27 protein-coding genes and 1 pseudogene are annotated in these 26879 nt (G+C 55.0%); 10 read left to right on the top strand and 18 right to left on the bottom strand.

From position 1 onward, the window contains the following. Positions 1-81: 81 nt before the first annotated feature. Complete coding sequence (locus ACUTQ5_RS02365) at positions 82-519, bottom strand: PACE efflux transporter (protein WP_445649911.1); 438 nt, start codon at positions 517-519, stop codon at positions 82-84. Between the two features lie 127 nt (positions 520-646). Here ACUTQ5_RS02365 and ACUTQ5_RS02370 point away from each other — a divergent pair, with 127 nt between their 5' ends. Further along, positions 647-1540: a LysR family transcriptional regulator gene (locus ACUTQ5_RS02370; RefSeq protein ID WP_445649912.1), complete on the top strand. Its 894-nt coding sequence runs from the start codon at positions 647-649 to the stop codon at positions 1538-1540. A gap of 24 nt (positions 1541-1564) precedes the next feature. Here the strand turns inward: ACUTQ5_RS02370 and ACUTQ5_RS02375 are convergent, their stop codons facing one another. Beyond that, complete coding sequence (locus ACUTQ5_RS02375; protein WP_445649913.1) at positions 1565-2128, bottom strand: DedA family protein; 564 nt, start codon at positions 2126-2128, stop codon at positions 1565-1567. Positions 2129-2224: 96 nt separating this feature from the next. Here ACUTQ5_RS02375 and ACUTQ5_RS02380 point away from each other — a divergent pair, with 96 nt between their 5' ends. The 5 genes from ACUTQ5_RS02380 to ACUTQ5_RS02400 all read left to right on the top strand — a co-directional run bounded on the left by ACUTQ5_RS02380 (position 2225) and on the right by ACUTQ5_RS02400 (position 7801). Next, complete coding sequence (locus ACUTQ5_RS02380) at positions 2225-3328, top strand: adenosylhomocysteinase (protein WP_445649914.1); 1104 nt, start codon at positions 2225-2227, stop codon at positions 3326-3328. Between the two features lie 161 nt (positions 3329-3489). Continuing rightward, positions 3490-4419 (top strand): D-alanyl-D-alanine endopeptidase, encoded by a 930-nt coding sequence (gene pbpG, locus ACUTQ5_RS02385; RefSeq protein ID WP_445650241.1) that lies wholly within the window; start codon positions 3490-3492, stop codon positions 4417-4419. Positions 4420-4820: 401 nt separating this feature from the next. After that, entirely contained in the window at positions 4821-5825 is a 1005-nt protein-coding gene (locus ACUTQ5_RS02390; protein ID WP_445649915.1) for a TauD/TfdA family dioxygenase, read from the top strand. A 12-nt stretch (positions 5826-5837) separates the two neighbouring features. Next, entirely contained in the window at positions 5838-6755 is a 918-nt protein-coding gene (locus ACUTQ5_RS02395; RefSeq protein WP_445649916.1) for an AEC family transporter, read from the top strand. Positions 6756-6880: 125 nt separating this feature from the next. After that, positions 6881-7801: a DUF808 domain-containing protein gene (locus ACUTQ5_RS02400; RefSeq protein WP_445649917.1), complete on the top strand. Its 921-nt coding sequence runs from the start codon at positions 6881-6883 to the stop codon at positions 7799-7801. A 35-nt stretch (positions 7802-7836) separates the two neighbouring features. Here ACUTQ5_RS02400 and ACUTQ5_RS02405 read toward each other — a convergent pair whose 3' ends face one another. From ACUTQ5_RS02405 to ACUTQ5_RS02430, 6 genes are all read right to left on the bottom strand, one after another. Next, positions 7837-8379 carry a GNAT family N-acetyltransferase gene (locus ACUTQ5_RS02405; protein ID WP_445649918.1) on the bottom strand — a complete coding sequence of 181 codons (543 nt, stop codon included), beginning with the start codon at positions 8377-8379 and terminating at the stop codon, positions 7837-7839. Between the two features lie 125 nt (positions 8380-8504). Next, positions 8505-9533, bottom strand: coding sequence for a MerR family transcriptional regulator (locus ACUTQ5_RS02410; protein WP_445649919.1), 1029 nt, complete (start codon positions 9531-9533; stop codon positions 8505-8507). A gap of 137 nt (positions 9534-9670) precedes the next feature. Beyond that, on the bottom strand, positions 9671-10483 hold the full coding sequence (locus ACUTQ5_RS02415; protein WP_445649920.1) for a MetQ/NlpA family lipoprotein: 813 nt from the start codon (positions 10481-10483) through the stop codon (positions 9671-9673). 133 nt (positions 10484-10616) lie between these two features. Beyond that, complete coding sequence (locus ACUTQ5_RS02420) at positions 10617-11453, bottom strand: DUF1460 domain-containing protein (protein WP_445649921.1); 837 nt, start codon at positions 11451-11453, stop codon at positions 10617-10619. Between the two features lie 104 nt (positions 11454-11557). Continuing rightward, positions 11558-12100, bottom strand: coding sequence for a GNAT family N-acetyltransferase (locus ACUTQ5_RS02425; RefSeq protein ID WP_445649922.1), 543 nt, complete (start codon positions 12098-12100; stop codon positions 11558-11560). Further along, a complete protein-coding gene (locus ACUTQ5_RS02430) occupies positions 12097-12567 on the bottom strand; it encodes an acyltransferase (RefSeq protein WP_445649923.1) in 471 nt (156 codons plus the stop codon). The genes ACUTQ5_RS02425 and ACUTQ5_RS02430 overlap by 4 nt, the downstream gene beginning before the upstream one ends. A gap of 204 nt (positions 12568-12771) precedes the next feature. Here ACUTQ5_RS02430 and ACUTQ5_RS02435 point away from each other — a divergent pair, with 204 nt between their 5' ends. Beyond that, positions 12772-13362 carry a Yip1 family protein gene (locus ACUTQ5_RS02435; protein WP_012005797.1) on the top strand — a complete coding sequence of 197 codons (591 nt, stop codon included), beginning with the start codon at positions 12772-12774 and terminating at the stop codon, positions 13360-13362. A gap of 54 nt (positions 13363-13416) precedes the next feature. Here ACUTQ5_RS02435 and dld read toward each other — a convergent pair whose 3' ends face one another. The 3 genes from dld to ACUTQ5_RS02450 are packed head-to-tail and all read right to left on the bottom strand — an operon-like array spanning position 13417 to position 16158. After that, positions 13417-15114: a D-lactate dehydrogenase gene (dld, locus tag ACUTQ5_RS02440; protein WP_445649924.1), complete on the bottom strand. Its 1698-nt coding sequence runs from the start codon at positions 15112-15114 to the stop codon at positions 13417-13419. Between the two features lie 49 nt (positions 15115-15163). Then, positions 15164-15958, bottom strand: a complete 795-nt coding sequence (gene map, locus ACUTQ5_RS02445; RefSeq protein WP_445649925.1) for a type I methionyl aminopeptidase — start codon at positions 15956-15958, stop codon at positions 15164-15166. Then, complete coding sequence (locus ACUTQ5_RS02450) at positions 15955-16158, bottom strand: ParD-like family protein (RefSeq protein ID WP_006324220.1); 204 nt, start codon at positions 16156-16158, stop codon at positions 15955-15957. Before ACUTQ5_RS02450 ends, map begins: the two co-directional genes overlap by 4 nt. Positions 16159-16327: 169 nt before the next feature. Here ACUTQ5_RS02450 and ddlA point away from each other — a divergent pair, with 169 nt between their 5' ends. Continuing rightward, a complete protein-coding gene (gene ddlA, locus ACUTQ5_RS02455; RefSeq protein ID WP_261089867.1) occupies positions 16328-17431 on the top strand; it encodes a D-alanine--D-alanine ligase in 1104 nt (367 codons plus the stop codon). A gap of 37 nt (positions 17432-17468) precedes the next feature. On the opposite strand, the gene ACUTQ5_RS02460 is transcribed toward ddlA, so the two are convergent. Both ACUTQ5_RS02460 and ACUTQ5_RS02465 read right to left on the bottom strand, forming a co-directional pair. Further along, positions 17469-18248: an ABC transporter substrate-binding protein gene (locus ACUTQ5_RS02460; RefSeq protein ID WP_445649926.1), complete on the bottom strand. Its 780-nt coding sequence runs from the start codon at positions 18246-18248 to the stop codon at positions 17469-17471. Positions 18249-18290: 42 nt separating this feature from the next. Continuing rightward, complete coding sequence (locus ACUTQ5_RS02465; RefSeq protein WP_445649927.1) at positions 18291-19445, bottom strand: pyridoxal phosphate-dependent aminotransferase; 1155 nt, start codon at positions 19443-19445, stop codon at positions 18291-18293. Between the two features lie 115 nt (positions 19446-19560). Between ACUTQ5_RS02465 and ACUTQ5_RS02470 the strand changes: the two genes are divergently transcribed. Continuing rightward, the gene (locus ACUTQ5_RS02470) at positions 19561-20490 is read left to right on the top strand and encodes a LysR substrate-binding domain-containing protein (RefSeq protein WP_445649928.1); all 930 of its coding nucleotides are present in this window, start codon (positions 19561-19563) and stop codon (positions 20488-20490) included. Between the two features lie 117 nt (positions 20491-20607). Continuing rightward, complete coding sequence (gene bglX / locus ACUTQ5_RS02475; protein WP_445649929.1) at positions 20608-22905, top strand: beta-glucosidase BglX; 2298 nt, start codon at positions 20608-20610, stop codon at positions 22903-22905. Positions 22906-23154: 249 nt separating this feature from the next. On the opposite strand, the gene ACUTQ5_RS02480 is transcribed toward bglX, so the two are convergent. From ACUTQ5_RS02480 to lsrK, 5 genes and pseudogenes are all read right to left on the bottom strand, one after another. Beyond that, positions 23155-23451, bottom strand: coding sequence for a hypothetical protein (locus ACUTQ5_RS02480; RefSeq protein ID WP_445649930.1), 297 nt, complete (start codon positions 23449-23451; stop codon positions 23155-23157). Continuing rightward, positions 23448-24083 (bottom strand): AAA family ATPase, encoded by a 636-nt coding sequence (locus tag ACUTQ5_RS02485; protein ID WP_153857578.1) that lies wholly within the window; start codon positions 24081-24083, stop codon positions 23448-23450. Before ACUTQ5_RS02485 ends, ACUTQ5_RS02480 begins: the two co-directional genes overlap by 4 nt. 276 nt (positions 24084-24359) lie before the next feature. Then, a complete protein-coding gene (gene yajD / locus ACUTQ5_RS02490; protein ID WP_004942039.1) occupies positions 24360-24701 on the bottom strand; it encodes an HNH nuclease YajD in 342 nt (113 codons plus the stop codon). Positions 24702-24797: 96 nt separating this feature from the next. Continuing rightward, positions 24798-24916 (bottom strand): annotated as a pseudogene (locus ACUTQ5_RS02495) (LysR family transcriptional regulator); the annotation flags it as partial. A 353-nt stretch (positions 24917-25269) separates the two neighbouring features. Beyond that, positions 25270-26835 carry an autoinducer-2 kinase gene (gene lsrK / locus ACUTQ5_RS02500; protein ID WP_445649931.1) on the bottom strand — a complete coding sequence of 522 codons (1566 nt, stop codon included), beginning with the start codon at positions 26833-26835 and terminating at the stop codon, positions 25270-25272. Between the last annotated feature and the right edge of the window lie 44 nt (positions 26836-26879).

Below are 26879 nucleotides of genomic sequence, written 5' to 3' on the forward strand. Positions count from 1 at the left end.
AATAAAGGGGGGGGGAATAAACTTCACTTCGCCTGCGGCGATATTGCCACAGGCGAGGAACATCATGGGGAGGGGCTGATGTTAAGCTGATTCTCCGGCCGGCAGGGCCGAGGTTGGCAAACCGAATATCTTGTCGAACGCCCAGTTAAACGCAAAGGTGTAGCACGGGATAATGACGATTAGCGCCATATCCAGCAGCAGCGCCTGCCACAGCGTAATTCCCATCCACCAGGCGATCAGCGGGATCAGATACACCACCAGCGTTAATTGGAAGCCCACGGCATGGATAATGCGGCGCTTGAGCGAACGGCCCCGCGTTGCCTGGCGGCTTTCCCACAGTTCAAACAGTGAGTTATAGATGAAGTTCCAGCTGACGGCGATGGTGGTGATGATCACTGCCAGCGGCCCGGTACTGCTGGGGGCGGTGCCGGAAAGCAATGCCAGCCCGAGTGCGGAGATCGCCATACCGATAATTTCATAGGCGGTGACATACACCAGTTTGCGTTTAACGCCTTGCATTACTCATCTCCTGACTGATTTTTTAGATATAGGGTCGGATGACCTTTTGCCGTCTGACGAGTAAGATACCGTCAATCATATTGATAGAAAAAGTCAGGAGCTGTCAGTTTTTCTGACAGGTTATGCAATGAACTTTTCCAGCGATAACATTGAGCTGTTTTTGGCGGTACTGGATCGCGGGTCGTTTTCCGCTGCTGCCCGCTCGCTGCGGCGTGTCCCTTCGGCGGTCAGCATGGGGATCGCCAACATGGAGGCGGAACTGGGGTTTCAGCTGTTTGATCGTTCACATCGCGAACCGTTACCCACCCCGCTGGCGTTGGCACTGGCACCGCATGCGCGGCTGATCGCCGGCCAGCTTAAACAACTGCGGAATCACGCTATCGAATTATCTCAGGGGCTGGAGAGCACCCTCTCGGTGGGGGTCGCCTCGGACATCAACAGCAGCGGCCTGCTGGCTGCAATCAAAACGCTGGCGGAACGCTACCCGTTGCTGAATATCGAAGTGCTGACCGCTCCGCAGGACGACGTGTTGCATATGCTGCATCAGGGCAGGATTGGCGTTGCTTTGGCATTCGGTGGGCTTAATATCAACAGCCAGGAGCAGTTCCACTTCGTCGGTGCTGAATCACTGGTTGCTACGCTCTCACCTTCGCACCCGGCGCTGAACGGAGCGGCAGACGAGCTGTTTCTCGAAGATCTGGTTAACGTACGGCAGATTATGGTGGCCAGCCGCGATTTGCCGATTACCGATTTGCGGCCGCAGGTGGCGGAATCCTATTGGCGTACTGACAGCCTGCCGATGGCGCTGAGCATGGTGGAGGCCGGTTTGGGCTGGGGTAATTTCCCGCTATCGTTGACTGCGCCCTTATTGGCGCAACAGCGACTGGTCAGGCTGAAATTCAAAAACACCAAAAACGAACTGCGCCTGCCGATGCATCTGATCTGGCTGAAAAACAGGCCGCTGGAGAAGGCCGCCCATGAACTGGTGGCGTTAATGCGGGACAGGCCGCAAGCGGAATAATCCCCGCAGCCTAAACCGATAACCTTAGTCGCCATGGCGGCGGTGCCACCAAAATCGCAGCAGCAAGATGACGGCGATCACCAGCGCGCAGAACAGCATGCTGGTCAGCCGTTTGTCGAAGCCCGAGATAAACCGGGTGATGGCTTCACCGCCGAAATAGCCCAGCAACACGAAGATCGTCGCCCACAGGACGGCGCCCAGAATATTCAACGGGACAAAGCGCGACGGCGGCAGCTTGCTGGCACCGATTAACACCGGGCCAATAATGCGAAAGCCGTACATAAAGCGCACGCCAATCACGAACAGCATCGGGTGGTGGGCAATTAGCTTTCTGGCGCGATCAATACGCTTTTCCTGGCTCTTCATGCGTGAAATCACCTTTCCGCCGAAGCGTCGACCGAGGAAATACAGGATCTGATCCCCTAATGTGCCCCCCAATGCCACCACCGCTATCACCCAGGGCAGATGCAGTAACCCTTGATGCGCCGCAATCCCCCCCAGCAGGGTGATGGTTTCGCCTTCGGCCAGGCAGCCGATAAACAGCGCCCAGTAGCCGTAACTCGTAATGTAGTGGGCCAAATCCGCCATAGGGCTCCCTTTATGTCTTTAATTCAAAAGGGTCAGTATACTCTCTGTCAGTCAGCCGCGCCCTGTCGGCGCGACGCAGCCGTAGAGGAGTAACAGATGTATCAGGATTTTGAGAGCGAACTGGACTGGGCGATGCGCCATATGTCACGCACACGGGCGGCGGTTGCGGCGCTGCCCGATTTGAACGGCGTGCGGCTGGCATGCAACATGCACCTGGATTTGAAAATGGCGCCGCTGGTGGCGGGGTTACTGGACAAGGGCGCGGCGGTTTATCTGACCACCTGCAACCCGACCACGGTGCAGGATGACGTGGTGGCCTGGCTGGAACGGCGCGGCGCACAGGCTCACGCCTGGCGTGACATGAGCGATGCGGACTGGTCGGCATCCTTCGATCGTGCATTGTCCTGGGAACCGACCCACCTGTGCGAAATGGGCGCGGATCTGACCACCCGCCTGCACCAGTCGGCCGCAGGTCCGCAGATTGTCGCCGGGCTGGAAGCCACCGGTTCCGGCATCAGCCGGCTGAATGGCATGGCGCCGCGCTACCCGATCTTCAATTGGGACGATCTGCCGGTGAAAGAAGGACTGCACAACCGTCATATGGTCGGCCTCACCGCCTGGCACACCTTCTTCCAGACTACGCATCTGACGCTGCATGAAAAATGCGTGCTGGTGATTGGTTATGGCCTGGTTGGGCAGGGCGTTGCGGCGGCGGCGAAAGCCTACGGCGGGCAGGTTGTCGTGGCGGAAATCGATCCGGCGCGGGCATTGCAGGCGCGTTACGACGGCTGGGCGGTGGTCGATCTGGCTACGGCGGTTATTCAGGCGGACGTGATCGCCACGGCGACCGGGGCGAAAAACGTGCTGTCGGCGCGGCATCTGCAGCAGGCGAAGGACGGGGTGTTTATTCTCAATGTAGGTCATGTGACGGCAGAGATTGACGTTGGCTTCCTGCAAAACCTGCCTCACAGCGAGCCTATGCCATTTGTAAACGCCTACCAACTGGAAGAGAAGACGCTGTATTTACTGGCCAATGGCTCGATGTTCAACCTGACGGCGGGCTACGGTGACAGTCTTAATGCCTTTGATGTGACGCTGGCGGTGATGGCGGCGGGCATTGGCCATATTGTCGGTGACGGTGCCCGGCAGCAACCCGGTTTATATCTGTTGCCGCAGTCGGCCTGGCAGCCGGCGCTGTAACTTTTCTCCCGCGGGCGCCGATCCCAGAGCGCTCGCGGTTTGCGCAATTTTCTGTTCGACAGAATTTGTCACAAATCGGCACGTATAATCCCAGTGCCAACTTCAAACGCCTCACATATAATTCGGCCAAATAAGACCTTCATCTTCTTCGTCACAGAGTAATTCATGTGAAAATACGTGTTTTGGTACTAACCCTGCTCGCTTTGCAGGCAGGAGCAGGCATCGCGCCGCGCGCGCTCGCCAGCGAAAATAACGCCGCCGTTCGGGCCAGCCAGCCTGAACTGGCTTCCGGCAGTGCCATGGTTGTGGATATGCAGACCCACAAGGTGATGTATGCGCGTAACCCGGATGAAGTGGTGCCGATCGCTTCGATCACCAAGCTGATGACCGCGATGGTCACGCTGGATGCCCATTTGCCGCTGGATGAAATGTTGTCGGTGGACATACATCAGACGCCGGAGATGAAAGGGGTCTATTCGCGCGTTCGTCTGAACAGTGAAATCAGCCGTAAAGATATGCTGCTATTGGCATTAATGTCGTCGGAAAACCGTGCCGCCGCCAGTCTGGCGCATCATTATCCGGGCGGTTACGGTGCCTTTATCAAAGCGATGAATGCCAAAGCCAAATCGCTGGGAATGACCAACACGCGTTACGTGGAGCCGACCGGGCTGTCGATTCATAACGTTTCGACCGCACGCGACCTGACCAAGCTGTTGATTGCCACCAAGCAATATCCGCTGATTGGCCAGCTCAGTACTACCACCGAACGCATGGCGAGTTTTAAGGATCCGAACTACACATTGCCGTTCCGCAATACCAACCATCTGGTATACAACCAGAAATGGAATATCCAGTTGACCAAAACTGGCTTCACCAACGAAGCGGGGCACTGCCTGGCGATGCGGACCATGATCGGTAGGCGTTCGGTTTCGCTGGTGGTGCTGGATGCTTTCGGCAAGTACACCCACTTTGCCGATGCCAACCGCCTGCGCACCTGGATAGAAACCGGTAAGGTGACGCCGATCCCCGCGGCGGCACGTGATTATCGCCGTCAGAAAGATGCCCGTCTGGCGAAGAACGAAACCGAATAATATGTTCTGCGGCCTGCGGAGTTTTCTGCAGGTCGCGTCTCCCCCTAATGCAGCCCTATCCTTGCCGTCAGCGATATCTCCGATTACCTTGGCTAGAGTCGCGGTGCTAGTTCATCCGCTATCATTAATGAATACTTTATCGTCGTGAGGACAGCCTCCCATGAGCAAGGTTTCCACTTTTGTCATGTTCTAGGGCAATGCCCATGGCGGGGTAGGGAGAGATTACGTCTGACGCGTTTTTAACCGGCTGTTTTAAATGAATTAATGGAGGTTTCTGCGCCCAGTGATTAGGATCACGCTTTTAGTTAATAAATCTTTATGATTTTGCTTACGGAATGTTAACATGCGCGCCGTATCATTAGATGTTCTAATGATACCGATGTTTTCAAGGAACAAGCAAAATGGACTATCAGAACGTTTTCCCATTGACGGATCAGGAAAAAAACGAATTATCGTTGGCATTGGATAAAATAACTTACGATCCTGCCGGTGGCGATGCTTATATTCATGCTATCCGATCGGCAATGATGCATTATTTACCTCATCGCGTAAGTGCTGCGTTGGGAAAACAAAAAGCTTCGATCAAACCCAGACCCTATTTTATTCTAAAAAATGCGCCAATAGATAAAGAGGTTTTTTTCTCACCCTGCCCGAATGAATATACACCATCTGCAAAATCAGGAAATATCAGTGAAAACCTGCTGGTAGGTATATCTACTCTTATCGGTGAACCTTACTCCATGTATTTTGAAGGGAAGGAGATTATCAATAATTTGATCCCCAAGCGGGAGGCGAAAAAAGAATACACCGGGTTGGGCTTTGATGTGGAATTGGATTTTCATATTGAAAACGCGGCACTGAAACATCTTGAGCAGTTTAACGTATCCCCGATGGGCCTGCTGCTAGCGGGCGTGCGGCGTGATCCGCAAAGCCCGCTGACGCGCATTTCCGATTCACGGTTGGCGATCGCCCAACTGAGTCAGGAAGATATAGCGATTCTGGCCAGCCCGCTGTACAGCATCAAGCTGCCTTACCGTTGGCGCCAGTCCACTCAGGGTGGCAGGGAGGAAACCGCACTGGTGCCGTTGATTTCGCAAAACCATATTCTGCCGGATGTCAGCGCCGTCTTCTATCCGGGAATGATCTCTGCCAGCACGTCGCGAGCGGAGGTTGCGCTGGAGCGTTTTTATGGCCTGATTAAAGAAAATGCGGTCGGCATAGATATCTGCCCTGGCGATTTGGTTTATATCGATAATCGATTTGCTTTGCATTCGCGTGATAAATTCACCCCTTCTTATGATGAGAACGACACGCCGCTACGTTGGGTACAGCGAGTTTTCGTTTCAGCCAGTTTGTGGAACCATCGTAATCTTAATCAGATTGAAGACCGCATTTTTTCGATTTAAAGGCGATTGTGTATGTTAAACGTTTTTCTTTCTATTTTACCTATTTTCCTATTAATTGTATTTGGCTTTCTCTCTAAGGTATATGTCAAGGATGTCGCCGTTTTTTGGGGGTTCTCAGATAAGTTTGTTTATTATCTTTTCTTCCCGGCATTATTGATTCTGGATATTAGTGAGGCGAACTTTAGCGGCGCGGACAGTTTTTATCCCGTTATGGCGACTATCATATCGACTCTGCTCATTGCCTTGATTATCTTTGCGGTGAAGTTCTTTGTTGATACCTCACCCGATCTCTTCACCTCAATTTTTCAGGGGGGAGTCAGGTATAACTCTTATGTGTTTATCGCGTTGTCTCAGTCGCTGTTCGGCAGTGAGGGCGTAGCGCTGTCCGGTTTTTTCGTGGCCTACATGATCATTCTGACCAATATACTGAGCGTGCTGGTGATGAATCACTACGGTACCGGCAGCAAGAAAAGTCTGAGCGGCGCGGTATTGGCCCTGACCAAAAACCCCTTGATTATCGGTGCCTTGTTGGGTGTCCTGATGAACTTGCTTAACCTGCATATCACCGGTGCCATCAAACAGTTGTTCCAGTATCTGGCCAACGCCGCCACACCGCTGAGCCTGATGTCGGTCGGCGCGGGGCTGATTGTCAGCATGCATATTCGCAAAATGGTTTCCATTTCTTATGCGACGCTGCTCAAACTGGTGGCGATGCCACTGATCACCATTGCGCTGGTGAAGTATTTTGGTGCCACAGGCGTGCCGGCCAGTATAGCTATCCTTTATTCCGCCGTTCCCTGCGCCGGTAACGCCTATATTTTGGCGCGGCAGATGGGGGGCGATCATGAAGCTATGGCGTCCATCATTACCTGGACCACGCTGTTGTCAGTCATGACCGTCACTTTCATTCTGGGAAGCGTGGCGATTTAACTCACAGGCCGGGAGCTGTTGGTTCTGCTCCCGGTATTTTCCGCCATCATCCGATACCCATTCCAGGACGTTTAACGCTATGCTAAACGGGTAACGACCAATGAATTTGAAAAGGATGAACCGCTTTGGCTGGAAGTAGCTTACTGACTTTAATCGACGACATTGCTTCGCTGCTGGACGACGTCTCGTTGATGACAAAAATGGCGGCGAAAAAAACCGCCGGGGTACTGGGGGACGATCTGGCGCTCAATGCGCAACAGGTTTCCGGAGTCAAGGCCGATCGCGAGCTGCCAGTGGTGTGGAGCGTGGCCAAGGGCTCGTTTATCAACAAGCTGATTCTGGTGCCGCTGGCGTTACTGATCAGCGTATTCGCCCCTTGGGCAATTACGCCGCTGTTGATGGTGGGCGGTGCCTACCTGTGCTACGAAGGGTTTGAGAAAGTCTTTCACAGCCTGACCCACAGCAAGCAGGCGGGTGAGGAAAAGAAAGAGGCGCTGGATGCCAACGAAGATGTGGCGGCCTACGAACAACGTAAAGTGAAAGGGGCAATACGGACTGACTTTGTGCTGTCCGCCGAGATTATTGCCATTACGCTGGGCACCGTAGCGGGAGCCACCTTCAGCCAGCAGGTGATCGTTTTATGCGGTATCGCCATTGTGATGACGGCGGGGGTTTACGGCATCGTGGCCGGCATCGTCAAACTCGACGATTTGGGGCTGTATCTGAGTCGTAAAAGCAGTGCGTTGGTCCGTTCTATCGGTAACGGCATAGTCAGTGCTGCACCTTACCTGATGAAGACTCTGTCGATCGTTGGCACCATCGCGATGTTTATGGTCGGTGGCGGCATCCTGACCCATGGCCTGCCGCCGATACATCATCTGTTTGAGGACTGGGCATCCTATGCCACCGTAGTGCCGACCTTCGGCCAGATCTTGCAGGGGGTTATTCCTGCCTTGCTCAACGTGGTATTTGGTTTGATTGCCGGCGGCGTGGTGCTGCTGGTGGTTTCAGCTCTTGGTGCCATTCGTGGCCGTTTAAAAGCCTGATGATCTTGCCGGGTGCCTCTGCCGCACCCGGTTTATCAGTTCTGCGGCAAGTTATCGCTAGCTTCCCCCAGCGTGCGCTGCATGATGTGAGTATCACGCCACTCGCCCAGTTTAAAGCCCACCGCCTTTAGCGTGCCCACGCTGCAAAATCCCAGAGTCTTATGCAGAGCCAGCGAACCCTGATTCTCTTTGGCATTACCAACGGTAGCCAACATCTGGCGCCAGGGACCCAGCTCGCAGCGGACGATCAATTCGGCCAATAACAGTTTGCCAATACCCTGACCTTGTTGCCCGTCGGCAATATATACCGATTCCTCTACGGTAAATCGGTAGGCCGGGCGGGGTCGGTAAGGGGTAGCGTAACAGTATCCCACCACCTGACCCGCCCGTTTGGCCACCAGCCAGGGCAGCCCAGCCTCCTGCACCTTACTGAGCCGCTGTTGCATTTCTTCCAGCGTTGGCGGCTCTTCTTCAAAAGATGCGGCACCGTACAACACATGATGGGCGTAAATCTGTTGCACAGCGGCCATGTCATCTGGCGTGGCGTCGACGAGCAACAGCGGAGCAGAATGAAGCATGCTGGTTCCTGTTTACCTTAAAGATCATAAGATAAGCGCATTATGCGCCGCCTTTATCAACGAGGTAAATTGGGCTTTCTTATGCCGGAGATAAGAAAAACCTATGGTCGTGTGATGACGATTCATCATGTACCGCGCATTAACTGCGCCACCGCCTGCTGCAAATAACGCAGCAACGCTGGGGTCAGCCAGGTGCCCTCGGCCAGCGTGGGTTCCCGCTCCATGGCCTGGTGAATTTTCATCTGGGTGGCCGGGTTGGTACCTGCATAGGACTGGAACAGCTCAAGCCATTGGGTTGCTAGCTGTTTCGCCTGCCCGGATTCCGGCGGTACGCCGTCATTGAGCGCCTGATGGAAGCGGGCGATCAGCGCCGGCCACTCCTGCAAGCGGGTAAAATAGTGTTGGCGTACATAGGCGTATTCTTCCTTCGACAGGTATTTCTGGTAGATGGACAGCTTGGTTTCGGCAAAGGCCCGGGTCACATAGTCAGTCATTGCCGGGGTGATACCGGTTTGTTCGCGCATGGAGGGTTCGTCGGCATGCATGGTGTTAAGCCGGGTGAGAAACGCCGGGTTACCTGCGGTATCGCGTTCCAGCATCTGCATCCAACGCCGGGCCAGAGTCTGTGCCTGTAGCGTTTGTGGGGCAACGCCACTGTCGATTAACTGGCGCATGTTGCTGACCAGTTCAGCCCATTGCTGATTGCGCATGGGATCGGCCTGATAGAATGGCAGTTGTGCCAGTTCGTCGGCGGTAAAATATTTGTCGTACATGGTCATTAACTCCAATGTCGTCAGCCAGTCGTTCAGTTCAGGTTCTTCCCCGGCGGTGAGCTGTGCATGCATCTGTTGCAAACGATCGCGCAGCGCGGCGGTCTGCGCCAGTTGCTGCTCCAGCATGGCAATTTGCTGCTCAATCACCGTCGTTAACGTCATCCCCGAACGTGCCAGAATTGCCCCGACTTCCGCCAGCGGGATCCCCATTCGGCGCAGCGCCTGAATATGGTGCAAGCGGCTAAGATCAGCCCGGTTATATAAGCGATACCCGGCGTCGGAACGCGCAGAAGCAACCAGCAAACCAATGCTGTCGTAATAATGCAGCGTCCTGACGGTGATGCCGGAACGGCGGGCCAGTTCGCCAACTTTCAATAGCATGTGATGCGCTCCTCCCTTGTGCGTGCAGAAATACTAAAGCCTGACGTGGCGTGAGGGTCAATAGGGGGAATGTGGATATTTTCGGGGGGAGTTGCGGGCTCCATTAATAGAACCCGCAATTGAAATCAATGGGTTGATTACCAGCCTTTTACCGCGCCGCCGTTGAAGATTTTCTCGGCGGCACTGGCGACCTCATCCGACTCGTAGGCCTTGATGAAGTTTTGCACGTTCGGCGCATCCTTGTTGTCTTCACGCGTCACGATAATGTTGGTGTACGGCGAATTCTTGTCTTCGATAAAGATGCCGTCTTTGGTTGGCGTCAGACCGGTCTGGTTGATGTAAGTGGTGCTGATGACGGCGACGGTGACTTTAGGGTCATCCAGCACCTGCGGCAGTTGCGCACCTTCCAGTTCCATAATCTTGTAGTTATGCGGGTTGGCGCTGATATCCAGCGAGGTTGGCAGCAGCCCTTTGCCCGGTTTGAGCGTGATCAGACCGGTTTTCTCCAGCAGCAGCAGTGCGCGGCCGAGGTTGGTGGGATCCAGCGGGATGGCGATCACTGCACCGTCCTGCAATTCTTTCAGTGATTTGATTTTTTTCGAATAGCCGGCCATCGGGAACACGAAGGTATTACCCACTGCCACCAGCTTGTAGCCGTGATCTTTATTCTGCTGTTCGAGGAACGGCCGGTGCTGGAACACGTTGGCATCCAGCTCGCCTTTATCGGTAGCCTCGTTGGGCAGCAGCGAACCACTGAAACCGACCAGTTCGACCTCCAGGCCGTACTTCTCTTTAGCCACCTGTTTGGCCATTTCCGCCACGTCCTGTTCTGCGCCGTTGATGACCCCGACCTTGATATGATTCTGATCGGTTTTTTGGTCGCAGCCTTGCAGCGCCAGTACGGCGGCGAATGCCGCCAGCAGTGGGGTATAACGCCAGTTTTTGGACATCGACCTCTCCCTGAAAAAAACAATGAAATTAGTTGGTTTTGTGCTGTTAGCTAAGCCTGAACCCGTGGGGAAGTCAAACACCTGCTCAGCACAAAGGCTTCTAACTAATAACAGGAAGTTTTAGTGCGCGCCCTTATTTGGCGCGAAATACCACAATGCCCGGCGTGGCCAGTACGTAATCCATAAAGGGCGAGTCCACCACCTGCATATTTTCTTTGCGTGAAGAGGCGTTACGCAGCACCGGGCCGTTTTCGGTCATGATATAGATGCCGGTATGGGTGACGTCCAGCCCGGCCAAATGGGTGTAAATGCCGATGTAATCGCCGGTGTGCAACTGGGCCAGTACCTTGTCGTCAATAAAATCGCTGGGCAGGTAGGTGATATTGCGCTGAACGTTTTTCAGCCCCGGCAGATAGCTGCTGCCGTCTGACTTTTGGTTCAGGTTTTTCACCAGCGTGACCGTATGCGGGCTGAGTGAGGCGGTGATATCAGTGACGTTGGTTTTGGCCTGATGTGACCAATCGCTAAAGAAATGCTTGCGTTGCAGGAAGCTGATTTCACCACTGGCATAACGTATGTGGGTCAGCCGCTGGACAAAATCGGTCTGGTTGCTCGCCTGGCGTAGGGCATCGACGTAATCGATATAGGTAAAACAGTCCAAACCACGGAAGTCGATCACCAGCTTTTCCGGCGTATCCTGCGAGCCAATCAGCATGTTGGCCACGTAAGACGTCCCAAGGAAGGGGCGGGACAGCAGATCGATCATGTGGCCGATATCCTGCTGCTGCTCTGCCTGTGCAGCGGCGCGCAGGGCGAGAAGCTGATTGAGTTTGTTTAACGTCTGGTTATCCATGCTGGCCTTGAGATCTGCAGGTGGGGTAATAGTGGGTTCAGGCGTTTGCCCAACGGGAATTTTATCTGCACAGCCGCTGAGTGCAATAGCCAATATTAATGAAACAACCTTGTACATTTTCCCCTCCGATGGTTTTGGCCCGTGATGGTGAAAATGATAACAGCTCTCACTATTGCCTGGAGGGGCAATGCTTAAACATAGTCTTAACGTTCGGTTAACACTTAATAACCGATTTCACTGTTAAACGGCAGGTACCAGAATAGGGCGATTTCGTGATCGGCGATGTCCGGTTGAGCTCGATACAGCAGGTGGTCGATGCCGCCGAGGATAAAGCCAAAGCGTTGATAACAGCGGCAGGCGGGCAGATTGGTATTTTGCGTTTCCAGCATCAGCCCGGCGGTTTCGTGGCGTTGAGCCCAGTGCCGGGCAGTTTCCAGCAATGCGCTGGCAACCCCCAGGCGGCGTACGTGGGCGCTGACCACGATTTCTTCAATCAGCGCATAGCCGTTCCAGTTATTGCTCAGTGTAATATGGCCGACCGGCTCGCCGCGATGATGGGCCAGAAAGGTGTCGCTTTCATCGTTGACGAACGGGGCCAACGGGTAGTTCTTGCGAAAGGGAGTAACCGGCAGCAACGGCCAACTGTCGATCGGCGCATCAAAAACGGGTTGGGCGTAGTGGGTGATGTGAAAGCTAAAGTCGCAACCGGTCAGGTAGCCGTCGGGTAAACGGCTGGCCGGGGCAATTTGGATCGCCTGGCTCATGGGGCAAGCTCCCTCAGCAAACGCGCCGGGTTACCGGCATAGATCCCTTTACGGGTGATGTTTTTGGTGACCACTGAACCGGCACCGATCACCGCACCGCTGCAGATTTCCACCGCCAGCACCGTGGCACCGGAACCGATGGAAACACCATCGCCAATTTGCGTTCGGCCCCAACTGCTTGCATCGGCATTGGGCGAGCCATCTTTAAACAGATCGTTGGCGAAGGTGACGTTGTGGCCGATAAAGCAGTCCGCGCCAATAGTGACATATTCACAGATAAAACTGTGTGACTGAATTTTGCTGCGGGCACCAATGCTGACGTTTTTTTGGATCTCGACAAAGGGCCCGACGAACACTCCATCGCCGAGTCGGCAGCCATACAGATTACATGGCTGAACCAGGGTGACATTTTGACCGGCGTCGACATCGACAATACCGGCCTGAAGAACACGAATGGCGGATGACATGACATTCCTCACGGCAGTGACACAGGGGGAATTATAAAACAAACTTTCGCCACGTCTGTGCTTTACCGAACGTTTTTTCAGCGAAAGACTATAATTAGTACAGGGGAGAGAGCCCCGTGGCCGCAATCCTCGCACGGTTAGCAATCCGTCAGAGGGGTAAATTCGTTCGCCGAGCGCGACCTACGGCGATGGAGGAGGTGTCTCATGGTTAGTCATGTTTGGGGACTTCTGGCGCATCCAAGCACCGAGTTCGAACAAATCAAAAGCGAGAACGAAAGCGTCTCGCACCTTTACACCCACCATGTACTACTGCTGGCGTTGATACCGGTTGTCTGCGCCTTTATCGGTACCACCCAACTGGGCTGGCTCTCCGGCGAAGGACAGGCTATCCGGCTCGACATGTTCACCGCATCTTATACTGCGGTGGCTTTCTACCTGCTGATGCTGGCGGGTGTGGCCATCATGGGGAAAGTGATCCACTGGATGGCACGGCGTTATGAAGTGCGTCCGAGTCTGCATCGCTGCATGGTGTTTGCCGGCTATATCGCTACCCCGATGTTCCTCAGCGGCATTGTGGCGCTGTATCCCGTCGTGTGGCTGTGTCTGTTTGTTGGCGTGATTGGCCTGTGCTATTCCGGCTATCTGCTGAATCTGGGTATCCCGCACTTCCTGAATATCGACAGTAAGGAAGGGTTTATCTTCTCCAGCTCTACCTTTGCCATCGGCATCTTGTTGCTTGAGTTGCTGCTGGGGGTAACGGTGTTGCTGTGGGGGTATGGTTCCTGGTTATTCTAAACTCTGTTTTGATATTGCCCCTCACGCCGGTCTGGCGTGAGGGGCTTTTGCTATTCAGGAGGCCCAGTTTTTCCGCTTGCTGGTTTTGCCCAGGCCCGGATTAAAGCTGTTGGTCGGATCGGCAGAACGGTAGAACGCCTGCAGGTCAGGCTTGGCCGGGTATAGATGGCCGACGTTATGTTCCGCCGGGTACTCAGCGCCGCGCTGGTCGAGGATCGCCAGCATTTTCTCTTTCAATGCGTGGCTGTCGACGCCTTTTTTCACCACATAATCCTGATGGAATACGTGACACATAAAGTGGCCGTAATACAGTTTGTGCACCAACTGGCTGTCGATTTCCGGCGGCAGGGTTTCGAACCAGTCGGTGTCGTTACGGCGCAACGCGATATCCAGTGCCAGAATATCTTCTACCTTGTCGGCGTGCACCGCATGGTAACGCACGGCGGCACCGGCGGCGGCAAAGCGGTGCAGGAAGGCTTTCTTGCCCTCGTCCGGTGTGCAGGTGAAAAACTCGCCGTCGGCCTGGGCAAAGTACTGTTTCAGGTACTGCTGCGCTTCTTCAACGCCTGGACCTGCCATTTTCAGCAGCAGGTGATGTTCAAAGCGTTCGCGGTAGTCTTTCATCCGTTTCGGCAGGTGGCTGGGGGCCAGATGGCTCAGGCCCTGCATCAGCCGGTCGGTCAGGTTGTGCGGCAGTAATGGCAGCTTGTTAAGGCTGGCATCCATACGGCCTTTCAGGGTGAAGAAGCTGGGCATCTGGTCGGTGCCGAGCTTGTCTATCATCATAAAGGTATCTTTGCCGTACACTTCGGCAATATCAAAAATATCCCGGTGCATATACTCGCCGGCTACCGGCAGGTTGTCGAACTGGCTCAGCATATGGCGGCGCAGTTCGGTCAACACGGCGGTGTCGTTGGTACCGATATAAAACACCTGTTCCTTGCCTTCTTTCTCGAAGGTGTCCAGCCGTACCGCAAACACCGCCAGCTTGCCGGCGCAGCCGGAGGCCTCGTACAGGCGGCGCTTGTCGGCATTAAACCGGGAGGGCGTATCGGCATCGACGTCGCGTACCCGGCTGGCGTATTCGTTGTCGGAAGCACGCAGTTCGCCGTGCTCGACATCCTCCGGCCGGTAGTCGCCTTTTTCCAGCCGGGTGAGAATTTCCTCCGGCGTATCGCCCAGGTTAATGCCCAAATGATTCACCAGCCGCAATTGACCGTCTTCCCCCAACTGGGCATACAGCGCCATCTCGGTGTAGGCCGGGCCGCGTTTGACCAGCGAACCACCGGAGTTATTACACACGCCACCGATCACCGACGCACCGATACAGGAGGAGCCAATCACCGAATGCGGTTCGCGGCCATAGGGTTTGAGCAATTTTTCCAACTGATTAAGGGTACTGCCGGGGAAACCGACCACCTGTTTGCCGTTATCCAGCACCTGCACGTGGTTGAGCCGCAGGGTGCTGATAATGACGACATCGCGGTCGTAGTCATTGCCGCTAGGGGTTGAACCTTCGGTCAGGCCGGTATTGGCCGCCTGCATGATGACAATTTTGTCGGCAGCGACGCAGGCCTCCAGCAGTTGCCAGAGCTGCAACAGGCTGGTCGGGAACACCACCGCCAGTGCCTGGCCAACGCCGGAGCGGAAGCCTTTGCGATAGCGTTCGGTGCTGCGTTCGCCGGTCAGCAACTGCGGGCTGCCGACGATGTTTTTAAGCTGATTGAGAAATGCCTGGTTGGACTGCGTCATACCGATCTCCCTTCGAATAATTAAGTTAATAACTTATTAACTGAGTGGCTTAATAACGTTCTGCAAAACCGGCCTGGCGTTCTTCGTCCCGCAGCGTCAGGATCTCCACGCCATCGGCGGTGACTGCCACGGTGTGTTCCCATTGGGCCGACAGTTTTTTGTCGCGGGTCACCACCGTCCAGCCGTCTTTCTTCTGTTTTATCCGGTGGTCGCCCTGGTTAATCATGGGCTCGATGGTAAACACCATGCCTTCCTGCAAGACCATTCCGGTTCCCGGCTGGCCAAAGTGCAGCACCGTCGGCTCTTCGTGCATATCTTGGCCGATACCGTGACCGCAGTACTCACGCACAATACTGTAGCCGGCCTGTTCGGCGTGCTGTTGAATGGCGTGGCCGATATCACCCAACGTCGCCCCCGGTTTTACTGCCCGGATGCCTTGCCACAACGACTCATACACGTTGTTCACCAGTCGTTTGGCCACCGGCGTGGTCTGGCCGATGCAGTACATCTTGCTGGAATCGGCGATATAGCCGTCGTTTTCCAGCGTAATGTCGACGTTAACAATCATGCCGGAGCGCAAGATTTTGCTGACCGTCGGAATGCCGTGGCAGACAACGTCGTCAATTGAGGTATTGAGCACATAAGGGAAATCGTATTGCCCTTTGCTGGCCGGGCGCGATTTCAGTTCATTGACAATAAAGGCCTCGGCGCGGTCGTTGATCTCCATAGTGGAAATACCTTCGACAATCACCTCATCGAGCATAGCAAACACCTGCGCCAGCAGGGTGCCAGAGTGGCGCATTTTGGCAATCTGTTCCGGCGTTTTGATCACAATCTCTTTCACCCGACAATCTCCTTCAACGTCAGTGCGTTATCTTTCATCATTTTTTTTACCAGTTGGGGATAGGTCAGTTCCGGATGGAACTCCGCCAACATGCCGATCTTGATCCAGTATTCCGCCTGCGCGTTGATCGAACGCGTCATCGTCAGGCTGGCGAGGCGCAGATCGTCATGCAGCGCGTCAGAAATTTTCACAATGCCCATCGTTGGCTCCAGAAGTGATTTATATACGAAGTGTATATGGTTTGGATGCTGCACATTTTGCTTTCTGTGGCATGGGAATATTCTTGTTCACAGTGATTGTCGCCGCCCGGCAATGCGTTTATTGTGATAAACGACTTTTTTGCACTGATTTTTCAGAAGGATTTAGGGCGTGAGCAAATTACGTGTTGGGGTGATCTTTGGCGGTAAATCGGCGGAGCATGAAGTTTCGCTGCAGTCGGCAAAAAACATTGTGGATGCAATCGACAAAGAGAAGTTTGACGTCACGCTGCTGGGGATCGACAAGCAGGGACAATGGCACATTAACGATGCGTCCAATTACCTGCTGAATGCGGAAAACCCGGCGCTGATCGCGCTGAACCGCTCAAATAAAAATGTGGCGCTGATCCCCGGTCAGGAGAAACAGCAACTGATCGAATCAGGTAACGCCGGTGCGCTGGGCCAGCTCGATGTCGTGTTCCCAATCGTACATGGCACCTTGGGTGAGGACGGTTCGCTACAGGGGCTGTTGCGAATGGCTAATCTGCCGTTCGTCGGTGCCGGCGTGTTGGGGTCGGCGGTCAGCATGGATAAAGACGTGACCAAACGCCTGCTGCGTGATGCCGGGCTGGCGATAGCGCCGTTTGTGACGCTGACCCGCAGCAACCGCGCCAAATTCGGTTTTGACCAGCTCAGCGAACGTCTGGGGCTGCCGCTGTTTGTTAAACCGGCTAATCAGGGCTCTTCGGTAGGCGTTAGCAAGGTGCAGGATCGCGCCGGTTTTGAGGCTGCGGTGGCGCTGGCGTTCAGCTTCGATCATAAGGTGCTGGTGGAGTCGGCGATTGTTGGCCGTGAAATAGAGTGCGCGGTATTGGGCAACGACGAACCCCAGGCCAGCCTGTGTGGCGAAATCGTGCTGAGCGACGCCTTCTATTCCTACGACACCAAATACATCAATGAGCAGGGCGCTCAGGTGATAGTGCCGGCGGCGATTGAGCCGGAGGTGAGCGATAAAATCCGCGACGTGGCGCTAAAAGCCTTCCGGGCGCTGGAGTGTTTCGGGCTGGCGCGCGTCGATGTTTTCCTGACGCCGGACAACAACGTGGTGATCAACGAAATCAACACGCTGCCAGGCTTCACCAATATCAGCATGTACCCCAAACTCTGGGCCGCTAGCGGTGTGAGCTACAGCCAACTGATCACTCGCCTGATTGAGCTGGCGCTGGAACGTCATCAGCAGGATCGCGCTTTGAACAGCTCGGTGTTTGATCGGTAAAACAATCAGGGGCGAAGTGATTTTCGCCCCTGATTTCTTACTTCACTGTCACATCAATATCGCCAAAATATTTCTTCGCCAGCTCACCCACGGTACCTTGCTGTTTCACTTTGACGATCGCCTCATTCAGCTTTTTCTTCAGTGCGTCATCACCCTTACGCAGACCGAAGGCAATGCCCTCACCGAGAATTTTGTCGTCGCTGACCGCATCACCGACAAAGGCGAAACCCTTACCATCCGGGTGCGCCAGGAAACCGCTTTGGCCTGATGGTGCCATCACCAGCGTTGCGTCGAGCCGCCCGGCGGTCAGGTCAAGATAAACCTGGTTCTGATCCTGATAGGACACCACGTCTACACCCTGCGGTGCCCAGTGGGCCTTGGCATAGGTTTCCTGAATCGAGCCTTGCAGCACGCCGATGTGTTTGCCCGCCAGCGAGGTGGCGTTAGGCATCAGACCGCTGTCAGTCCTGGCGATCAGGCGATTCGGCACCTGATAGATTGAATCGGTAAAGTCTATTGCCTGACGACGCTGTTCGGTGACGTTCATCGCCGAATTGATAGCATCGAACTTGCGAGCCTTCAGCGCCGGGATCAGGCTGTCGAACGAGGTCTCGACCCAACTGCATTTTAGCTGGGCGGCGGCACACACCGCGTTGCCCAGATCGATATCAAAGCCTTCGAGCTTGCCGCTGGCTGATTTGGATTCGAACGGGGGATACAGCGCTTCCAGCCCGAAGCGCATTGTGTTTTCCGCCGCCAGCGTGGAACCGGCGGCCAGCAGGCAGCCTGCGGCGATCAACGTTTTCAGTGATTTCATAGTTGGAGCCCTTTTCCCATGGTCAAAGCAAAAATAAATTTCTTATACCTGACACAGACGGCGTGCGCCCTCCAGCAGGGTCTCATTGTCTTTTGAAAAACTCAGTCGAATGATGCCAGTGTTGGTGCCGTCGCTGTAAAACGCCGACAGCGGGATCGTCGCGACTTTGGCTTCGCGGATCAGGCGCACCGCAAAATCGTTGTCGCTTTCGTTACTGAAACCGCTAAAGCGGGCCAACATAAAGAAACTGCCACGGCTGGGCAGCAATTCAAAACGCGAATCCTGCAGCGCGCTCGCCAGTAAATCACGTTTTTGTTGATAGAAGTCTGCCAGACCCAGATAACGTTGCGGATTGCCCAGCGCCTCGGCGAAGGCGTACTGCATCGGCGTATCGGCGGAGAACACCATAAACTGGTGCACCTTGCGGATCTCGTCCATCAATGCTGCCGGCGCCATGCAGTAACCGACACGCCAGCCGGTCACGTGATAGGTTTTGCCAAACGACGACACTATCACGCTGCGTTCGGCCAGCTGTGGGTGGCGCGCCATACTGTGGTGAATATCGCCGTCGAACACCACATGTTCATAAACCTCGTCGGACAGAATGACGATATCGGTGTTGCGCGTCAGGGCGGTCAGCCGTTCGATGTCATGCTCGCCAAACACGCTGCCGGTCGGGTTGTGTGGACTATTGACGATGATCATCCGTGTTTTGCTATTAATGGCGGCGGCGACTTCGTCCCAGTCAATATGCAGATCCTGCAGCGACAGTTTGATGGCGACCGGGATCGCGCCTTGCAAGCGCACGATTGGCGCATAGCTGTCGAACGCCGGTTCAAAATAAATCACCTCATCGTCCGCATGCACCAGCGCGCTGATGGCGGAATACAATCCTTCACTAGCACTGGCAATAACCGTGATTTCTTCGTCTGCGTCATAGCGTGCGCCATACAAACGTTCAACTTTATCCGCCAGTGCGGTGCGTAATGCCGCCACGCCGCTCATCGGTGCGTACTGGTTATGACCGCTGCGCATGGCTTGTGCCACCGCTTCGACCAACTGCGGTTCACAGGCGAAGTTCGGTGCGCCCTGCGACAGATTCAACGCCTGATGTTCGGCGCTAAGCTGGCCGATAACGGTGAAAATAGTGGTGCCGACGTCCGGCAACTTCGAGCGGTGTGAGCAGGCGCTCTGCATGAGTAGCTCCAGGGAAGTGGGAGGTATCGTTTGATTAAGCATCACAGTGGGTGGGCCAACAAGGGAAAGTTTGTCATACTAGCCATGAGTTAATCTCATGGCTTGAGAGGCCGTTATGTCAATACCCTTACCTTCGCTCGACGTATTGAAAACCTTTGTGGTAGTGGCGCAACGGCTTAATTTCACCCATGCCGCCCAGAGTCTGCATCTGACGCAGGGCGCGGTCAGTCGGCAGATCCTCGGTCTGGAGCAACATCTGGGTTACCCGTTGTTCAGCCGCCGGGCACGCGGGCTGACGCTGACCCCGCAGGGCGCAATGCTGCTGGCACCGGTACAGCAGGCACTGGGTCAGTTGGATGAGGCACTGGTGCGGGTGGGGGCGCAACCGGGCACTCTGCGCATCAAGTGCCCGACCTGTGCCATGCGCTGGGTGTTGCCGCGCATTATCCGGTTGCAAAATGAACGGCCGGAAATGCATATTGAGCTGACCGCCTCGGTGTCGCACGGGCTGGATTTTGGCGCAGAACATTTTGATGCCGCGGTGGTATTCGGTCAGCCACAGGGTAAAAAATTGCGGGTGCATCATCTGTTCGATGAAATTCTCACACCGGTCTGCACGCCGTCTTACCTGCCCGACTTGTCACGTCCCCCCACGCCAGCCGATTTGGCGGATAAAACCCTGCTGCACCCCACTCGCGATCGCCGCGATTGGCTGTTGTGGCTGAAGGCGACGGGGAGCGATGCGTTGCCATCCGGCAAGGCGCAGCATTTCGATACGCTCGATCTGGCGATGAGCGCCGCATTACAGGGGTTTGGCATCGCCATCGGCGACCTGTGCCTGCTGGAGGAAGATATCCAGGCTCAGCGTATCGTCACACCGTTCCCGCTCAGCGTGGTCAGCGGCGCAGCCTATTATTTGGTCTATCCTGAACAGGCGGTGGTGCCGGTGGCATTGACCGAGCTGGTCAATTTCCTCAGCGATGAAGCGGCGCAAAGTCGTCGCCGGCTGCAAAACTATCGACCGGCCTCCGCTAACAGCTTGTAACTTTTAACATTACAAATTATTTCTGCACCGAAAAGGAGTTATGGCACACTGCCTTTTCACATTGATAAATCATCTCCGTCGCCGCCTGCGGCGGGAACATGCCTGAGATTAAATAATATGAAATGGCTTTGTGTGGTGAGTATGTTGTCCGGTCTGGCCATCAGCCCGGTTTTTGCGCAGGAAAGCGCCGTAATCCAGGGCGTTAATGCTCAGCAGCGCGACGCCTTTGTCAGCAACCTGCTGAAACAGATGACGCTGGCCGAAAAAATCGGTCAGTTGCGCTTAATCAGCGTCGGGCCGGATAACCCGAAAGAGGCGATCCGCGACGGCATCAGCAAGGGGCAGATTGGCGCCATCTTCAATACCGTTACCCGACCGGATATTCGCGCCATGCAGGATCAGGCTATGCAGCTCAGCCGCCTGAAAATTCCGTTGTTCTTTGCCTACGATGTCGTGCACGGCCAACGCACCGTGTTCCCGATCAGCCTCGGGCTGGCGGCCAGTTTTGATCTCGAAGCCATCGCCCTCAGTGGCCGGGTATCGGCACAGGAGGCCAGTGATGACGGTCTGAACATGACATTCTCGCCGATGGTCGATATTACCCGCGATCCCCGCTGGGGCCGAGTTTCGGAAGGTTTTGGTGAAGATACCTGGTTGGTATCCAAAATTGCCAAAGTGATGGTGGATGCCTATCAAAACGGCGACCCATCCAAGCCCGGATCAATCATGGCCAGCGTGAAGCATTTCGCGTTGTACGGTGCCACCGAGGGTGGCCGTGATTACAATACCGTCGATATGAGTCCACTGAGAATGTACCAGGACTACCTGCCGCCTTATAAGGCCGCGGTTGATGCCGGTAGCGGCGGAGTGATGGTCTCGCTCAACTCGGTGAACGGTATTCCGGCCACCGCTAACCCTTGGCTGCTGAAAGATTTGCTGCGCGATCAGTGGGGCTTTAAGGGCATTACCATCAGCGACCACGGCGCGATTAAGGAACTGATCAAACACGGCGTAGCCGCCGACGCGCGCGATGCGGTGCGCCTGGCAATCACTTCCGGCGTCGATATGAGCATGAGCGACGAGTATTACGACCAATACCTGCCGGGGCTGGTCAAAGACGGGCTGGTATCGGAAAGCGACATCGATCGCGCCTGCCGCGACGTGCTGAACACCAAATATGATATGGGCCTGTTTAAAGACCCTTACACCCACCTTGGCCCGGTCGGTTCTGATCCGAAAGACACCAATGCCGAAAGCCGTTTGCACCGCGCTGAAGCGCGCGTGATTGCGCGTAAGACCATGGTGTTGCTGAAGAATGATAAGCAGACGCTACCGCTCAGCAAGCAGGCGACCATTGCGCTGGTCGGGCCGATGGCCGACAGCCAGCGTGACGTGATGGGCAGTTGGTCGGCGGCCGGGGTGATTAAACAGTCGGTCACCCTGCGCGAAGGGCTGGAACGTGCGGTGGGTGACAAGGCGAAAATCCTCTATGCGAAGGGGGCCAACGTCACTCAGGACAAGAGCATTATCGACTACCTGAACGAGTATGAGCCGGCGGTAACGTTTGATACCCGCTCGCCGCAGCAGATGATCGATGAGGCTGTGCAGGCAGCGAAGAAAGCCGATGTGGTGGTAGCGGTGGTGGGTGAATCGCAGGGGATGGCGCACGAAGCTTCAAGCCGTGCCGACATTACCATTCCACAAAGCCAGCGTGACCTGATCGCCGCGCTGAAGGCGACCGGTAAACCGTTGGTGCTGGTGCTGATGAACGGTCGACCGCTGGCGCTGAGCTGGGAAAGCCAACAGGCGGATGCGATGCTGGAAACCTGGTACAGCGGCACCGAGGGCGGTAATGCGGTGGCCGACGTGCTGTTTGGCGACTACAACCCGTCGGGTAAGTTGCCGATGACCTTCCCGCGTTCGGTCGGGCAGATCCCGATGTACTACAACCATCTCAATACTGGCCGTCCGTTTGGCAAGGAAAACCCGGGCAAATACACTTCCCGCTACTTTGACTCACCGAATGGCCCGCTGTATCCGTTTGGTTATGGCCTGAGCTACACCAGCTTTAGCCTGTCGGGTCTGAAACTTTCCAGTCCGACGATGGCGCGCAACGGCAAGATAACTGCCAGCGTCACGCTCAAGAACACCGGTAAATATGATGGTGCCACCGTGGTGCAGTTGTATTTGCAGGACGTGACTGCTTCGGTCAGCCGCCCGGTGAAAGAGCTGCGTAACTTTAAAAAGGTGATGTTGAAAGCGGGGCAGTCGCAGACCGTTGAGCTGCCTATTACCGAAGAGGATCTCAAGTTCTATAACGCCAGCCTGAAATGGGGCGCGGAACCGGGCAAGTTTAACGTGTTTGTCGGCCTGGACTCTGACGACGTACAGGCGCAGAGCTTTACGCTGAAGTAATATCTAATGACCCTCTCTCGCTGCGGTGGGAGAGGGTTTTGTTGGCATTACCATGCCAACATTTCTTGTTTATCGGGTGTTGGATATCGTGCTGATGGGGCGCGTGCGTTACGTGGGGTTGTTCCGTTCTCCCTCGGCGCAGGATCAGTAACTGGCTAAACAGGGGCGGGGGATACTGCGGGAACAGGGATTTTTACCTGCCAACGTAATAAATTAGTGGCTTATTAAGCTGGCAGGTTGTGAAGCTAATTACAGCTTCTTCAGCAGTTGCAACAGTTGCTCTTCACTCTTTTCTGCCAGCCCGTCGATCGCCAGCTTGATGATATCGGAACGGGTAATGCGCACCACGCCGTTGCGTGCTGCCTGCACAATGATTTCATCAATGGCGTCGACGTGGTTATCGGTCAGGCTGACCGAAATAGCTTTATAAGTGCGTTTGCGGCCCTGCGGTTTGGCTTCCGGGGCGGGAGCCAGCAGGGTGTGCGAAGTGGCGCTGTTGATGAATTCGTCTTCCGACATGCGCTGGGTTGGGGGGCGTTTTTTCACAGGATCACCTCCTTCACCAGGCTTTCGATTTCCGCCTGCGCTTTTAGGTTATTCGCCTCATGCACGGTGATGGCTTCGCCCCAGGCATCGCGGTAAATCTTGCGGTCGCACAGACGGTGACTGACCAGCGTCAACTCCGGATATTCGCTAAGCACCTGAGCCGCTTCATTGGCTTCATTGATGAAGATATTGGTCGGGCACATGTTCAGCACAATGTAGCCTTTCACCTTCTCGTTATATTCTTGTGCCGTGGCAAACATTTCTGACAGATAACCGACGGTGTCCAGATCCATCTGTGATGGGCGTAGGGGGGAAAGGAACAAATCGGCGGCCAGCAGGCCGGAACGCAGCTCGGCGCTGTCGCGACCGGCGGTATCGACAATCACGTAATCGTAATGGCGATCCAGTTCCAACAGGGTCTCTTTGATTTTGCCTGAGGCAGCCACCACCGGGATATGCGGCAGGCCTTCGACATTCTGACGGTCGTTGTACCAGGTCATGATTGATTTCTGATCGTCAGCATCAACGATGATGGCGGTTTTGCCCTGTTTGAGGATCAGATATCCGGCGATATTGACCGCCTTGGTCGATTTCCCTACGCCACCTTTTTGCGAACCAATCAAAACAATCATGCTGCCATCTCTCAATTTATTAAGTTGATAACTTATTAAGCTAACAACTTGTTGGGTTGGTAATTAAACAAGTTAGTAATAACAACGCTTGAACAATATGCACCAACGGCGGCGGCTTGCCAAGCCAGTATGCGGTTAACTTTACAGCTTATTTTGCTGGCAACTTAATAGCCGGGTAAGTAAGAATGCTCTGGGAAGTGATCGTGCGGAGGGAGTTTTTTTAATTTAGCAGCTCAATAACTTATTAAGCTGCTAATGATGAAGGGGCGGCAAAGGTTACTTTTTCAACATCGACTTCAGATTGGCGAACGGGTTATGGGTAGCTACCCCGACGTCTTTTTGCGCGTCTTCACCGGCAATTACCGTGGAGCCGTACTGATCGGCTTCGGTGTATTTGGAGTGCTCATGGTCGTGACAATACAGGCACAGCATTTCCCAGTTGCTGCCGTCCTCCGGGTTGTTGCTGTGGTCGTGATCGATATGGTGAACCGTCAGTTCGCGCAGGTTGGAGTAAACAAACTCGCGCGAGCAACGCCCGCAGACCCAGGGAAAGATTTTCAATGCTTTTTCGCGGTAGCCGGTCTCCAGCCTCGCGTAGTTTTTGGGAATATATGCCATGGTGTGTGCCCGTCGGGTGATAACAATAATGGGTAAATAATACCACAACGCGTCGGATTACAGCGTGCGGCACATTACCGCCTGCTGCAGTTTCGACTAGTTGAAGGCTTCCACCGCCCAATCGATAAACACCCGCAGCTTGGCGCTTAGGTGGCGGTTGGAAGGATTGACCACATACATCTGTTCCGAGGGGGTTGCCAGTCGTTCACCGAGGAAGGTGCCGAGCAGGCCAATTGGCAGAAACTCGGTGGTGACCATCACAAAGCAGGCGACCGCCAGTGAGAAAATCGTCAGCCAGGCTGACGGTGCAGGTTTATCATTGTTATTCAGCATAATACCGCTTGTCCCAGGTCAAGTTGTAAACCGCGCGCTGGGCGCGGAGTGACAGAGAACACAATTTATGCAGGCAATGGCGGCGGATAAATCCGTTTGCGATAGTTACACTGTTTCTGTGGAGGAATAATCACGCGAGGCAAGTAAAACGGCGGTCGGCAGCCAATCGGCAGGCCAAATGCTTAATGGGCATAAGCTTGGGTGACGGACACAGCAAGCTGTGCCCGAACCCGATTCATAATCCCGGCGCTTTCCACATCGAAGTGGTCAGGCCATGGTCTACCAGCGTTAGCTGGTCTGCATAGACCTGCTGCCAGGTTTCTTTTTGCCGTTGGTACCGTTCATGATTGGCCATATTCGGCTGATACTCACGCTCCCAACGCACCAGTTTTTCGCCGGTTTGGGCCAGCGACTCATACAACCCGGCCCCCACTCCCGCAGCAATCGCGCAGCCCAGCGCAGTGGCTTCTTTTACCACCGGCACGCGTACCGTCAGGCCAGTCACGTCACTGAGAATTTGGCTCCACAGCTTGCCCTTCGAACCACCACCAGCGAACACCAGTGAACGTGCCTGTACGCCGGAGAAACGGGCGATCTGCTCCAGATTGCAAGCCGAAACAATCGCTGCATTCTCTTCCAGTGCACGAAACAGTGTTTGTTTATTGCAGCGTTCCGGATCGAGCGACAGGTTAATAAACGAAGGTGCGGCGTGGTACCAGGTCTTGAAATGCATGGCATCGGAGAAGATTGGCATCACTCCGTAGGCCCCTGGGGGGACACGCGCTGCCATCTCTTCCATCAGGCTGTAGGCATCCACGCCCAGCCGTTCCGCCATCAACTTTTCTTCGGCGCAGAAGGCGTCGCGGAACCAGCGCATGGTTAATCCGGTGAAGAAGCTGATCGACTCTGCCTGCGCCATACCAGGGATCACATGCGGATTGATACGGATATTCATCTCCGGATCGGTAGCCGGCTCTGGCAGATTGACGATTTGTTGCCAGAAGGTGCCACCCAATACCGCAGTTTGCCCTGCATGCACTATCCCCAGCCCCAGACTGCCCAACTGCACATCGCCGCCGCCCATCACGACCGGCGTACCGCGTAGCAGGCCACTTTGTTGGGCCGCCTGTTCGGTAACCTGCCCCAGTACGCTGCCGGTTTCTTTCACCGGCGACAGCATATCGGCGCGCAGCCCGGCCATGTCGAGCAACGCCGGTCGCCAGTCACGGCTGACCAGGTCCAGCATGCCGGTAGTCCCGGCGTTGGAAGGATCGACCGCCAGTTCACCGCTTAGCATATTCGCCAGCCAGTCGCTGATCATGGTCAGCGTTGCGGCCTGACGATAAATGTCCGGCCGATGATGCGCCAACCACAGCAGGCGCGGCATGGCGCTTAACGCCAGCGTTTGGCCTGAATATTGGTACACCTCACGTTCGAAATTATGGTTATGCAGCTCCTTCAGCTCGCTGACTTCCTCGCTGGCGCGGGCGTCAACGTTGGCGCAGGCCCAGATTGGCGTGCCGTCGCGATCGTAAAGCACTATGCCTTCACGCATCGAGCAACAGGCTATGGAACGGATCTCCTGACCAGAGAGACCGGCGTTCTGCAGCGCCTGGCGAATGCACTGACAGGTCAGTTGCCAGTTGTGGGCCAGATCAAACTCCATCGAGCCAGGTACCCCCGGCACCGCCAGATGTCGCCATTCCGCCTGGCCCTGGGCGATCTGATTGCCTGCCAGATCGAAGATGACCGCGCGAATGCTACCGGTGCCTGCGTCCAGTGCCATCAAATAGTTATCCATAGCTCACTCTCTCTGGGGATGGGATCTTAACTATAGATGCGAGG

Source organism: Serratia sp. NA_112.1, assembly GCF_052691715.1.

Coding starts and splice junctions, on each gene's coding strand:
- ACUTQ5_RS02430 (WP_445649923.1), bottom strand. CDS start 12,567: ATGTCATCCGCCATTCGTGTTCTTCAGGCCGGTATTGTCGATGTCGAC.
- ACUTQ5_RS02460 (WP_445649926.1), bottom strand. CDS start 18,248: ATGAAATCACTGAAAACGTTGATCGCCGCAGGCTGCCTGCTGGCCGCC.
- ACUTQ5_RS02485 (WP_153857578.1), bottom strand. CDS start 24,083: ATGATTGTTTTGATTGGTTCGCAAAAAGGTGGCGTAGGGAAATCGACC.
- ACUTQ5_RS02450 (WP_006324220.1), bottom strand. CDS start 16,158: ATGGGCATTGTGAAAATTTCTGACGCGCTGCATGACGATCTGCGCCTC.
- ACUTQ5_RS02395 (WP_445649916.1), top strand. CDS start 5,838: ATGTTAAACGTTTTTCTTTCTATTTTACCTATTTTCCTATTAATTGTA.
- lsrK (WP_445649931.1), bottom strand. CDS start 26,835: ATGGATAACTATTTGATGGCACTGGACGCAGGCACCGGTAGCATTCGC.
- ACUTQ5_RS02390 (WP_445649915.1), top strand. CDS start 4,821: ATGGACTATCAGAACGTTTTCCCATTGACGGATCAGGAAAAAAACGAA.
- dld (WP_445649924.1), bottom strand. CDS start 15,114: ATGACGCAGTCCAACCAGGCATTTCTCAATCAGCTTAAAAACATCGTC.
- ACUTQ5_RS02375 (WP_445649913.1), bottom strand. CDS start 2,128: ATGGCGGATTTGGCCCACTACATTACGAGTTACGGCTACTGGGCGCTG.
- ACUTQ5_RS02365 (WP_445649911.1), bottom strand. CDS start 519: ATGCAAGGCGTTAAACGCAAACTGGTGTATGTCACCGCCTATGAAATT.
- ACUTQ5_RS02425 (WP_445649922.1), bottom strand. CDS start 12,100: ATGAGCCAGGCGATCCAAATTGCCCCGGCCAGCCGTTTACCCGACGGC.
- ACUTQ5_RS02465 (WP_445649927.1), bottom strand. CDS start 19,445: ATGCAGAGCGCCTGCTCACACCGCTCGAAGTTGCCGGACGTCGGCACC.
- ACUTQ5_RS02435 (WP_012005797.1), top strand. CDS start 12,772: ATGGTTAGTCATGTTTGGGGACTTCTGGCGCATCCAAGCACCGAGTTC.
- yajD (WP_004942039.1), bottom strand. CDS start 24,701: ATGGCATATATTCCCAAAAACTACGCGAGGCTGGAGACCGGCTACCGC.
- ACUTQ5_RS02380 (WP_445649914.1), top strand. CDS start 2,225: ATGTATCAGGATTTTGAGAGCGAACTGGACTGGGCGATGCGCCATATG.
- ACUTQ5_RS02415 (WP_445649920.1), bottom strand. CDS start 10,483: ATGTCCAAAAACTGGCGTTATACCCCACTGCTGGCGGCATTCGCCGCC.
- ACUTQ5_RS02420 (WP_445649921.1), bottom strand. CDS start 11,453: ATGTACAAGGTTGTTTCATTAATATTGGCTATTGCACTCAGCGGCTGT.
- bglX (WP_445649929.1), top strand. CDS start 20,608: ATGAAATGGCTTTGTGTGGTGAGTATGTTGTCCGGTCTGGCCATCAGC.
- ACUTQ5_RS02410 (WP_445649919.1), bottom strand. CDS start 9,533: ATGCTATTGAAAGTTGGCGAACTGGCCCGCCGTTCCGGCATCACCGTC.
- ACUTQ5_RS02405 (WP_445649918.1), bottom strand. CDS start 8,379: ATGCTTCATTCTGCTCCGCTGTTGCTCGTCGACGCCACGCCAGATGAC.
- ACUTQ5_RS02370 (WP_445649912.1), top strand. CDS start 647: ATGAACTTTTCCAGCGATAACATTGAGCTGTTTTTGGCGGTACTGGAT.
- ACUTQ5_RS02470 (WP_445649928.1), top strand. CDS start 19,561: ATGTCAATACCCTTACCTTCGCTCGACGTATTGAAAACCTTTGTGGTA.